The organism is Acinetobacter sp. 24-47-64, from assembly GCF_057737055.1.
Genome location: NZ_CM173215.1, coordinates 2,597,230 through 2,609,258 on the forward strand (window position 1 = coordinate 2,597,230; position 12,029 = coordinate 2,609,258).

10 protein-coding genes are annotated in these 12,029 nt (G+C 38.9%); 5 read left to right on the forward strand and 5 right to left on the reverse strand.

Features of this window, described 5'->3' with window-relative positions; genetic code table 11:
- Positions 1 to 67 precede the first annotated feature (67 nt).
- Positions 68 to 1,048: a formylglycine-generating enzyme family protein gene (locus AC1M85_RS12295; protein ID WP_488213877.1), complete on the forward strand. Its 981-nt coding sequence runs from the start codon at positions 68 to 70 to the stop codon at positions 1,046 to 1,048.
- A 19-nt stretch (positions 1,049 to 1,067) separates the two neighbouring features.
- On the opposite strand, the gene AC1M85_RS12300 is transcribed toward AC1M85_RS12295, so the two are convergent.
- The 5 genes from AC1M85_RS12300 to orn all read right to left on the reverse strand — a co-directional run bounded on the left by AC1M85_RS12300 (position 1,068) and on the right by orn (position 9,533).
- Positions 1,068 to 4,127 (reverse strand): hypothetical protein, encoded by a 3,060-nt coding sequence (locus AC1M85_RS12300; RefSeq protein WP_488213166.1) that lies wholly within the window; start codon positions 4,125 to 4,127, stop codon positions 1,068 to 1,070.
- Positions 4,128 to 4,129: 2 nt separating this feature from the next.
- Positions 4,130 to 6,937: a type VI secretion system Vgr family protein gene (locus AC1M85_RS12305; protein WP_488213167.1), complete on the reverse strand. Its 2,808-nt coding sequence runs from the start codon at positions 6,935 to 6,937 to the stop codon at positions 4,130 to 4,132.
- Between the two features lie 162 nt (positions 6,938 to 7,099).
- Complete coding sequence (locus tag AC1M85_RS12310; RefSeq protein WP_092768909.1) at positions 7,100 to 7,903, reverse strand: enoyl-ACP reductase FabI; 804 nt, start codon at positions 7,901 to 7,903, stop codon at positions 7,100 to 7,102.
- 160 nt (positions 7,904 to 8,063) lie between these two features.
- Entirely contained in the window at positions 8,064 to 8,798 is a 735-nt protein-coding gene (locus AC1M85_RS12315; protein WP_481590926.1) for a Bax inhibitor-1/YccA family protein, read from the reverse strand.
- A gap of 180 nt (positions 8,799 to 8,978) precedes the next feature.
- On the reverse strand, positions 8,979 to 9,533 hold the full coding sequence (gene orn, locus AC1M85_RS12320; RefSeq protein WP_035270788.1) for an oligoribonuclease: 555 nt from the start codon (positions 9,531 to 9,533) through the stop codon (positions 8,979 to 8,981).
- A 124-nt stretch (positions 9,534 to 9,657) separates the two neighbouring features.
- On the opposite strand from orn, the gene rsgA reads away from it, so the two are divergent.
- The 4 genes from rsgA to secB all read left to right on the forward strand — a co-directional run bounded on the left by rsgA (position 9,658) and on the right by secB (position 11,974).
- On the forward strand, positions 9,658 to 10,716 hold the full coding sequence (rsgA, locus tag AC1M85_RS12325; protein WP_488213168.1) for a ribosome small subunit-dependent GTPase A: 1,059 nt from the start codon (positions 9,658 to 9,660) through the stop codon (positions 10,714 to 10,716).
- 92 nt (positions 10,717 to 10,808) lie between these two features.
- A complete protein-coding gene (locus tag AC1M85_RS12330; RefSeq protein WP_035270792.1) occupies positions 10,809 to 11,222 on the forward strand; it encodes a rhodanese-like domain-containing protein in 414 nt (137 codons plus the stop codon).
- Positions 11,223 to 11,234: 12 nt separating this feature from the next.
- Entirely contained in the window at positions 11,235 to 11,492 is a 258-nt protein-coding gene (grxC, locus tag AC1M85_RS12335; RefSeq protein WP_035270794.1) for a glutaredoxin 3, read from the forward strand.
- 23 nt (positions 11,493 to 11,515) lie between these two features.
- On the forward strand, positions 11,516 to 11,974 hold the full coding sequence (gene secB / locus AC1M85_RS12340; protein WP_035270796.1) for a protein-export chaperone SecB: 459 nt from the start codon (positions 11,516 to 11,518) through the stop codon (positions 11,972 to 11,974).
- The last annotated feature ends 55 nt before the right edge of the window (positions 11,975 to 12,029 follow it).

The window sequence follows — 12,029 nt, forward strand, 5'->3', positions numbered from 1 at the left end:
TTATCCATTAAAGTCATTTTATTATGATGATGCTTATAACTTATTTAATTTGCCGAATAATAAAATGATGAAACAAAATTTAGTTGCTCTTTTATGTTCTACTCTTGCTCTAACTGCTTGTGCAAAGACAACCACTGAATCTACTAAAGAAGCATTAAATAAACCAAGCCAAGCCACTTCTCAAGATCCTAACTTACAAAAGAAAATCAATGAGCTTTTAGAAAAAACTAAACGAGAACTTATTTTAGTAAAAGGTGGAAGTTTTATGATGGGCGACTTTGGTCCTCAACATAGTCAAGATGGGCTTCCCTACGATGGGGATGGAGATGCAACACCATTACACAAAGTGACCTTATCAGATTATAAGTTGAGTGCGACTAAAGCAACTTATGCTGATTTTGATATATATACTGCTGCAACAAATCAACAACCCATTGGTGTTTTTAATGAAATATCAAAAAAAGATAGAATTCCTTCGGTTGCAGCAGGTGTAAATTGGCAACAAGCACGTGACTATTGTCAGTGGTTAGGAAAACAACTTAATTTAAAAATGGATTTACCAACAGAGGCTCAGTGGGAATATGCAGCTCGTAATCGTGGTCAGATGATTATATATCCGACCAATAATGGAAAATTAGAAAATGGTAAAAACATTTGGAGTTTTGACCAAAGAAACCTAACTAAGAAAAAATATAAAACTCGAAGAGTTGTCCCCGAATTAAAACAATTTCCACCTACACAAATGGGATTTTACGACATGATTACCGATAATTATGAGTGGATGCTTGATTGGTATGATCCTCAATATTACAGTAAATCACCTGAGCATAATCCGCAAGGTCCCAAAACAGGCACTAAAAAAGTAGTCCGAAGTACTTTCCCAGATGATGGACAGAATATTACAATGTCAGGAGGGCTTACGATTAGTCGTCACGCCATCCACCCTGTAGCGGATCCAGAATTAACTAAAGATTTAAAGGAATTAATAGATAAAAGATCTGTTGATGTAAATAAAAATAATTCTGTCCGTTGTGCTGCAAACTTATAAATTTGAAAAAGAGTATAACTTAAACGTTATACTCTTGATCCTCAAATGGGTTTGATTCCACCAAACTATATGGATCTTCAAATGGTGCTAATGTTCCAATATTACTCGCCATAAACACTTGCTGACCTAGATCATTTTCATAATCTTGCATTTCTTCAAAAGTTTTAAACCTATAATCATCTTGATTACGGACTAACATATAATTGCGATGATTCTGGATTTTTTTTACCCCTTTTCTATATTCTATATACTTTTTGAGCCATTTGTTTAAGTCTCCACCATACTCTATCCCCTGATTGATACAATGCATAATAGTCTTAGCTCTTTCATCATTAACTTTTTGATTTTCTAATTTATCGTAGTTCAAGAAGCGAACTAAATCACCTTCTACTTTCCCCAATTGGGATTCTGTTAATTTTAAGCCTTCAGGATGTATATGTTGGATTGTATTCTTCCATTCAGCTTCAGTAATACAAGTCGCCAATATATTAATTATTGCTGTTTTACGTTCTGGGAAAAAATCGACTTCTACACTTTTCAGTGATAAGCCGATCCTAATATCTAAAATAGGAGCTGTACGATCAGTCCAATGTGATACTGCATACAACAAGATCCCTTTTGTTTCGGGTGTAGCATAGAGTAATTCACGCCGCCCTGTGTTCGAGTTAACTCTACGTGCTGTTTGTAGACGACCTTGATCTACATCTAATTGATCAATCCAATCAAGATATTTCTCTGAGAGAACTCTAACATTTTTTGTTAATTTATGATCATCACCTATGCAATACGCTAATGCCTGTGAAAGCATCATAAAACTGGCTGAATTAACAAATGCTAAAGTTTTAAAACCAGCATAACCAAGCTGCGATTTTAAAAAACCAGCAAAATTCATTAATTGATCTGTTCCGACGTCAAATGCCGCCGTACCTTTAGCACCTACCCCCCAACATAGATGAGCAGCAACTAAAATCCTAAACGTATTACTAGCAGCTGAATAACCGATTTGAAACTGCCCCTCAGCTCCTACACCTGCACTTACCCCACCACCAACAGATGCTACCGCAATAGTGACAAATTGGGGCTTTGACTCGCCATCTATACCAGGATCGAACCATTCAATGCCCCCCTTTAAAGCTCCACTGACATTCACACCAGCAAAAGCTTTAATTTCTGCATGCGCTGTATTTTTGTTTTCTTTAGTTTCTTGCATCAATTCTACATCACCCTCACCTGCTTTAAAGGAAGGTCGATTTTGCCTGTTCATCATATTTGCAATTGATCTTTGTGGTTCACGAGCTACGGCAGTGATAACTTGCGTTGTTCCCTGATGCGTAATATCAATAGATAAATTACCTGCTATACCAAGATTGGCTCCTGAAAAACCAGAAACCTCACAACCAATTAAAAACCTTATTTCACCTAGCGAATAGTTTTCATACTCAATATTCCATCCAGACTCACTTGGATAAAATTTTCTCCACTCCTTTTTACCTTCAAATATGGTCCATTTTGCTGAAGCATCACCACTAGCATTCAACTTTACACCTTGAGAGGAAACGCTTAACTCTGCCTCACCTTTACCACCTGCAACAAGACGCATCCACTGTGCCTGCCGACTTACATCTATACCATTACTATTTCTATACTGCTCAGAAATCTCTCTACCAAGCCCGCCAATTAGGTTATAGATAGCTTTTTCATCACTGCCAATTTCTCCTTTTGCATTTAATAATTTAGAGCTAATCACATCAAAACTTTTTTGAATATTATTCGGATTTTCTACACCATTCTGATTTGCTGCATTTGAAATTTCGACTCTTAACTCTTCATTTAAACGCGAATTTTTTAATTTGTTATAATTTGCTGGTTTTAAATATCTTCGTAATAGATTAGTTTTTGTTTTTCCATTCTCAACAACTTGCTCAGCAATCAAAACTTCCTCTAAGTCATTTCTGGCTTGAAATTCTCTATTAATTTTATCTATCGCCTCTTTTTGATCAATATTCAACCTCCCCTCCATTTCACGAATTTGATCAATATCGCGTTCTTGTATAGCACGCCGTAAATTAGCATTTGACTGATGTACTTTTTCAACCGCCTTTGCTAGAGTTGATGTTTTCTTATCAAACTCCTGATAAAGTGATGGTGGTAAAATAAGCACTTCATTAGTATGTGGATTAATTATGATTGGTGGCTTTTTTAATGACGAAAGAGAGGCTTTATTTGTTGCATTTGGATAGGTTGTACTTTTCGAAGCAGGAAAAATAATTTGATAAATTACCTGTGGATCAACACAAGTAATTGTATTATATTTTTGAGAATCATGTTCTTTATCCCCAATAAAATATTTTAAATATACTCTTCTGTATGTATTAGCAAGTTGAGTAAACCCTTTAGCATCGGCAGGACTAGGCTTAAGGTTCAGGATTGGTTTATCTTGCCCAACACCAAATATTTGATATTTGATGTTTGCCACAGGTTTATTATTTGATAGCACAAATTGAAACATTGCATAGTTTTTAAATTTGAGCCTATTAGTTTTTTTAATAACAATAGTATTATTTTTTTTGTAATCAGTATAAGAAATAGGTTCCAAAATTTTTTGATATAGATTTGGCTTATTACTTTTATCTAGTGTCGGAAACCCGGATGTATTACCTCCTAAACCTCCAAAAAAAGTTGAACCTTTATTATTTTTTTGTGCTGCTTTTTTTATATTTTCAATTGCTTGAGCATTTGCTTTTTGCTGTAGTTTATATTGACTTTCAGTAGGAAATTTTAAATTATCATCCAAACTCTTTTCATTAATTTGAATTATAGAGCTTCCTTCAGCTAAAATAGGTTTAATTGTTTTTTTTGTAGCAAAAATTGAACTAAAACCTTCTACAAAAATATGAATATTTCCATTTTTGGTAATATTTATTGGTTTTGTTTTACCGTTTTTATCAGTTTTATCTTTATATGTTTCTTTTGTACCATCCTTTGATATAAAAACTAAAGTATAAGAAACATTATCTAGTGCTTCATTTCTTTGATTATAAAAATAAATTACATGTTCTAATATTGTATATTTACTCATCTTTAAGCTTCTTCTTGATTTTGAATAACTCTATATTTAGATCCATTCTTATCTGAAATATGAATATAAATTTGCTCCGGACCCTGTGTTTCATAACGCTTTGTGAGACCCTGGGAGTTCGTTTTACCCTTTTCTTGTGTCCCATCTGCTCTAAAAACTATGTAATCAACATTTTTACCTGGATTACCTTGATCATCTACAATTTCAAACGTCAAATAGCATGGTGATGTATTTAATTTCAATTTTGGAACAATTACCTTTTCACCACCAATAAACTTATGCTGCCCCGCCTTCGCTTCAAACTTCCCGCCAGTGGTTGGTAATATCCCAGAACTATTTAGTTTCACTTGAGAGCCGCCTGCAGTTAGATTAATTTCATTCGGACTGGTGATATAAATCGTATCTTCCGTGGAAATAATCTGCACACCCTTTCTTGCAATCAGATCAGCACCATCTCCTTGGGCTTGAATCTCGATCTTGCCTTTGCCTGCATACAGTCGTGCCCCTTCTTGCGCGGCAAATAAACTGATCTTTTTGCTGGCATGTCCGATGATGCTGTCTTGGGTGCTGGTGTTGATGCTTCCTTGTGCAATTTGGTTGATCTGTCCATCTGCACTGAGGTGGATGTCTTCGTTACTTTCTAGGGCAATTGAACTTGGTGAAGCCAAGAGCATGATCGCTTGTTTGAAAGCTGCGGCTTTGCTTTGGTCTTCACTCTCTAAGTTCTTGAGGTAGCCTTGTAGGTTTTCGAGTAAGCTCAGTGGATCAGTTTGTTGATTTTTTGCCACTTCACTCAAAGCTTTGGCGTTGTTTAAGCTACTTTCGAGTTGTTGTTTGGCTTCGCTTGCATCGAGATGGTTTGCTTTGGCTTGTTCTTGTTTGTAGGTGGAGATGAGTATGCCTTCGCCTGCTCGTACTGCACCCCATTGGTCAGTTCTAAGTTCGAAACCTTCGCCTCGTCCTTCACTTTCTGCGGTTTCTTTGGGATGACTGAGATTCCCTAGGTTGAGTTGGCTCGCCCCGTGGGTGTTTTGCAGTTGGGTGGAGATTTGTCCTGTGGTGTCATCAAAGCGGAGTTGTCCATAGCCTTCGCCTTGGACTTCTTTACTTTTAATCCCTGCGAGTTTTTTGGTGTCCGGCAGTTGGCCTTGACTGTCGAATCGGGTTGGGCTGCGTTGGGCTTCATGTAGGCGGCCCACCACAAAGGGACGGTCGATGTTGCCGTCAAAGAAGTCGATAACTACGATTTCATTGATTCGAGGAAGGAAGCGTGCGCCATAGCCTTCGCCTGCCCATGGGGTCAGTACATCAACCCAAGCTGAATCGGTGTCGTTGTTGTTACTGCCTGCACCACCATCAAATTGGTGGTCTTCTGCTCGGGTAAACAGGAAGCGTACTTTGATACGTCCCCATTCATCGACATGGATTTCTTCTCCTGCAGGCCCCACCACTTTGGCGCGTTGCGGATGGGTGCTAGGTCGATGTTGTAGTGGGTTGTATTCGGGTACGGTTTTGATGTTGCGTCGTTGTAGGATAAGTTCGCTGGCTTGGCGTTCTTGGTCCGTGTGGGTTGCTTGGTTGGTGTTTGTCTTGTGTTTTGGCGTCCATTGGCTGCGTTGTAGCAGTTGTTGGACTTGTTGGTCTAAGTCTTTGGGTAGGTTGTTTTGGTTGTAGTAGCGTTTGCCTACAATGAGGAATTCTTGGTCAGCTCCGCTGTGTTGTTCAATTTCTGGATGGCCATCGAGTTTGAACCAGTAGCCGACCTGGCTGTCTCTGACGCTGGCTTTGGCGATGAATTGTTTGCTTTGTCCAGCATAGTAGTCGCTGAGGTGTTGGTTGAGTTTTTCGACTTGGCTGTTGCCTGAGGCGGTGGCTTGGTCTTCGCCTTTGAGGTCTTGGATCCATGCAGGGCTGATGTGCCATGCTTGTTCGAGGCCTAGGCTGGCATTGTCTTGGTGGTCACTGTGTTGGTGTTTGCTTTGGACTGAGCCTGCGCCTTCTTCTTGTTCGAGGGCTGTGGCTTGCCAGCGTTGTAGGTGGACTGCTGTGGGTTGTAGGCTGCGTTGTCCGATAAAGCTGGTGATGCTATCAAATTGTTCTGTCGCATCACTACGGTGGTAGCGGATGTTGCGTCGGTTAAGCGCTTGGTATTGGCTGTTGTCGTCAATCAGGCGGAGCTTTTGTGCTTCGATCGGGCTGTTGTTGCTCGGTACAATCGGTTGCGCTTCATCAATGAGCCAGTTAATGCCTTCACTGCGTAGTAAGCGAGTCAGAAAGTCGTAGTCGCTTTCGTTGCTTTGCATGATGAAGGGTCGGATGTCGTATTGTCGTTGTAATCCACTGTGGTCGAGGCTGAGGCTAGAGGCAAAGAGTGGGCTTTTGTTTTGCCATTCTTCAAAGAGGATTTCCACCACTTCGACCACGGATTTATTCATAAATACACGGCTGTTGCGGCGTTTGTGCCAAAGTGAGGTTGCATCGTTAAGCGTAAGTTTGTAAAGAGTCAGTGCCCCATCGCTTTGTCCTTGTGAAGCTTCGGTGATGATGCCAGTGGTTCTAAACAGGGTTCCTTGATCAGTGACTTGATCGACGGCGACTTGTGTGCCGATGAATTGTTTGAGTGGAATTAAGGCATTGGTGGAGAGACAGATGAGTTCTGCTTGCACGCCTTCGTTAAGGGCATGGCTGCCATCGATACGTTGTAGGAAGACTTGGCTATTCAGCTGTGAATGACTGAATTGGATGTGGAGGGCTCTGTTTTGGGCGGTTAGGCCGAGCTGTTCCAATGCCGAAAAGATGTTGGCAAGCATGGTTATTATCTGTCTTTTATAATTTAATAAAGCTAAAGAATTTCTTAATATTTAATCAAAAAAAATACGATTTACCTAGTCTTGGTTACATAAATGAACTTTAAAAAATGTAAAAAAATCGGCAATAAAATTGCCGATTTTTATTTCTTCTTACGATGAGATTTATTCTGTTAGCATTAAATCTGCACTCATACCAACCGTATTGTAACCAGCATCTACATATAAAATTTCGCCAGTAATACCATTTGCCCATGGTGAACACAAGAACAATGCCGCATTACCTACATCTTCAATCGTGACATTACGCTTTAAAGGTGCAACCTTTTCATTCAGATCAAGCATCTTACGGAAAGACTTGATACCTGAAGCCGCAAGCGTACGAATTGGACCAGCTGAAATCGCATTTACACGAATTCCTTCAGCACCCAAACTTGAAGCCAAGTAACGAACGCCAGCCTCTAAAGATGCTTTCGCCAATCCCATAACATTATAGTTTGGCATCACACGCTCTGAACCTTGGTAAGTGAGTGTGAGCAAACAACCCTGACGAGCAGTTAAAAGTGGTTTTGCCGCACGAGCCATGGCAATAAAGCTATAGGCACTGATGTCATGCGCGATTTTAAAACCTTCACGATCAGTAACTTCAGTAAAATCACCATCTAAAGTATGTGCTGGTGCAAAACCAATTGAATGCACTACGCCATCCAAACCATCCCAATGTTTTGCTAATTCAGCAAATGCCTGTTCGATTTCAGCATCAACAGCAACATCACATGGAAAAACTAGTTTTGAACCAAACTGTTCAGCAAAGTCATCAACACGCTTCTTCATTTTTTCATTAGGATAGGTAAATGCCAATTCTGCACCTTCACGGTGTAAAGCTTCTGCAACACCGAATGCAATCGACAATTTACTCGCAACACCCGCGATTAAAAAACGTTTACCTGCTAATAGTCCTTGTGCCATGTGACTCTCACTTAAATTAATTTTCATGCATGATGCCAAGTCTAGAGCATTTACGAAATTGCATAATGCATCTTTTTTCAAAAAATTGTTAAACCGAATTAGACGCTAAAAAAAGATCAGACATCAGTCTGATCTTTTTACACGCCTTAGCTGAACGACATTAGTCATTACTAGACAGTAGACCAATTAAACGCAAGAAAGAGAAATACATCCAAACTAAAGTGGCTAATAAGGCAATTCCACATAACCATTCCATCGCTTTAGGCGCATATTGAGCTGCGGCATTTTCAATCAGGTCGAAATCTAAAATTAGATTTAATGATGCAATAATGGCAACAAAAGCTGCAAATCCTAAACCTAGCCAATTATTATCAAATATATATGGAATGCTCGAACCAAAAGCTAGACTGATAATAAATTGGAGCACAAATACAATCGCAATCGCAATGGTGGCTGACAACACAACCGCTTTAAATTTCTCAGTCGCACGAATAATTTGAAACCGATAAAGCGCGAACATCACCAAAGTCGTGACAAATGTTGCGAGCAAGGCCTTTAAAGGAACTCCAGGGTATTTCAGTTGAAATATGACTGAAATACCCCCTAAAAAAGCACCTTGAAATAAAGCATATGGAATAGCTAAAGTTCGAGCAGTATTCGGCTTAAAAGTAGTAATGAGTGCCAGAATGAATCCACCAATCGCCCCCACCATCGCACTAGCATAGGCGAGTGATACATTTAAAGTCATAAAACTATAAATAAACAGCGCGATACCCACCGCTGCCGAAATCACAGTTAATACAACAGATTTCTGAATCGCACCTTGAATGGTCATGGGTTGTTGATAATTGGATACCGTCTCTACACGGGTTAAAATCGGATTACTACTTTGCATAACTTAGTCTCTGTTATCATTCTTAAATTTTCACTATTCTGAGATCTATCAGCATAAAAATCAGTTTATTTTTTGCTATCAACTTTTAAACATTTTAATTAATACTTTGTTCTTTCGATCATTTATAAAATCTATAAAAAAGAGGCCTTAGCCCCTTTTCTAAAATTTCAACAGAACTTTTTAATTATTTGAGATGAAAAAATATTGACGGTAATACTTCAATTCAGCAATTGAGTCACGAATATCATCCATCGCAAGATGAGAAGCATTTTTCTTTAAGCCACTCATAATTTCTGGGCGCCAGCGTTTTGCTAACTCTTTAACAGAAGACACATCCAAATTACGGTAATGGAAGAACTGCTCAAGCTCTGGCATTAAACGATGTAAGAAACGGCGATCTTGGCAAATTGAGTTTCCACACATTGGAGATGATTTTGGATTGACCCATTTTTTTAAGAATTCAAGTGTTTGTTGCTCAGCATCTTGCGCAGTTAACTTACTACGGCGTACGCGTTCAATAAGTCCAGATTGCCCGTGCTGACGTGTATTCCACTCATCCATCGCATTTAAAATAATATCTGACTGATGTACAGCTAACACTGGGCCTTCAGCAAGGATATTTAAATGATCATCTGTAATAATCGTTGCAATTTCAATAATTTGATCATTGTCAGTATCTAACCCTGTCATTTCAAGGTCGATCCAAATTAAGCGGGTATCTGGGGTGCTGCTCATAAAGTGCAATCTTATTGGGCTAAATTAAAGATGGATAGTAGCAAATTATTCCGATCTTGGCTGTAAATCCATGGCTCATCATGCTATTTTTGCCATCTAAATTTCAAGGTTTTTTAGGTTGTGAATGGCTTTAATTCGTAAGCGTCGTTTGACAGAGCAACAACAACGTCGTATTCAGAAACAACATCAAACACGTCAAGAAGAAATCGACACGTCTCACGACTTAGAAGGCTTAGTCGTCCAACACTATGGTCGACAACTCGAAGTACAAGCCCTCTCCTTGCCTGATCAACATCCAATAAAACCAGATACCAAAGAAGGTGAGCCAGAACCTTTTTGGAAACCTATTAATTTGAATAGCGTTTGGCGCTGTCATACCCGTACCAATTTAGAATTATTGGTTACAGGTGATCGCGTAAAATGGCAAGCAGATCCAAATACTGGCTTAGGTATTATCACAGCGATTCAACCGCGACAATCCTTGTTGACTCGCCCAGATCGTTATCACAAAGTAAAACCAGTAGCTGCAAATATCAGCCTGATCGTCATTGTGATTGCACCGTTACCAGAACCTGCACCAACCCTAATTGATCGTTATTTGGTTGCATGTGAAGATGCAAATATTCCAGCTTTATTAGTATTAAACAAATGTGATTTACTGAAAGAAAATGATCCAATTTTGTTGTTAGCAGAAGAATATCGTCAACTTGGTTATGACTTCATCCTGACCCAATCTAATGGTAATTTAGATGAGTTGATTCAACGTATTGACAACCAAACTGTTGCATTTGTAGGTCAATCAGGTGTTGGGAAAAGTACACTTATTAATGCCATCATTCCTGATGCTGATCAAAAAACCAATGTCATTTCAGAAAACTCCGCACTCGGTCAACATACCACGACCTCAACACGTTTAATTCGTTTTGGTGAAAATGGTGCTTTAATCGATTCCCCAGGTATTCGTGAATTTGGCTTATGGCATTTAGATCATGAGAAAATCGATGGTGGCTTTCCTGAAATTTCTGCGCTCTTAGGACATTGTCAGTATCGCAATTGCACCCATACGCACGAAAAGCAATGTGCGCTTAAAGAAGGTGTCAAAAATGGTGATATTTTACAAAGACGTTTAGAAAGTTATTTACGTCTAATAGATGAGATTACTGAGGCGCAACAAAAAAATTAGTTTTCTTTAAGCACGCCCTTGAAGCAGTGATTTTGATCACCATATATATACGTTATACTCAACGCAGTTTTTAATTAGTCATTAGGTGATTTGTGGAACGTTGGTTCGAATTTATGGGGAATCACCCCTTTTTATTTGCAATTTTAGGGGCCCTTATTGTTTTGTTTTTCGTTTTTGAAGGACAACGTAGTGGTCGTAAAATTTCTCCACAATCGCTCGGAATTTTAGTGAAAGCTAAAAATGCGATGCTGATTGATTTGCGCGATGCTAAAGATTTCCGTGAAGGTCATATTAGCGGTAGTCGTAATATTCCATATAGTCAAATTGCTGCAAATGTTGAAGAATTAAAAGCTGCGGACCGTCCATTGGTATTCATTTGTAATTTAGGCCAAGTTGCAGGCTCTGCTCTACAACAAGTCGGTCATACAGATAGTTATCGTTTAGACGGTGGCATCAGTAACTGGAAAGCTCAAGGCTTACCTTTAGTAAAAAGCAAAAAAGCTTAAGGAGTTTGTAAAATGACAGCTCAAGTGACTGTATATTCAACAACGATGTGTCCTTATTGCGTACGTGCAAAGCAACTCCTTGAACGTAAAGGCATTGAGTACAAAGAAATTAATTTATCAAAAGAAGCACCTGAGGTTCGTGTTGAGTTGATGCAAAAAACCAACCACCGCACAGTGCCACAAATTTTCATTAAAGATCAATTCATCGGTGGTTTCGACCAACTTTATGCTTTAGAGCGTGAAGGTAAACTAGACGAATTATTGGCATAATCACTAAATCTAAGGAATTAAGAATGAGTGAAGAACAACAAGTTCAACCACAATTAGCATTAGAACGTATTTATACAAAAGACATTTCTTTTGAAGTTCCTGGTGCTGCGGTTTTTACAAAAGAATGGCAACCTGAGTTAAACATCAATCTTTCTTCATCAGCTGAAAAAGTAGATCCAACTCATTTTGAAGTTTCTTTAAAAGTGGTTGTACAAGCTGCGAATGCAGGTGAAACTGCATTTATCGTAGACGTAACACAATCAGGTATTTTCTTGATTGATGGCGTTGAAGATGAACGTCTTCCGTACATTCTTGGTGCTTATTGCCCTAATATTTTGTTCCCATTCCTTCGTGAAGCGGTGAACGATCTTGTAACTAAAGGTAGCTTCCCTCAATTACTTCTTACACCGATTAACTTCGATGCTGAGTTTGAGGCAAACATGCAACGCGCTCAAGCTGCAGCTGCTGAAGGTCAAGCTTAATCGTTTTATTAACTTCCCCCTTATAAAAAAGACCGCATTTGCGGTCTTTTTTATA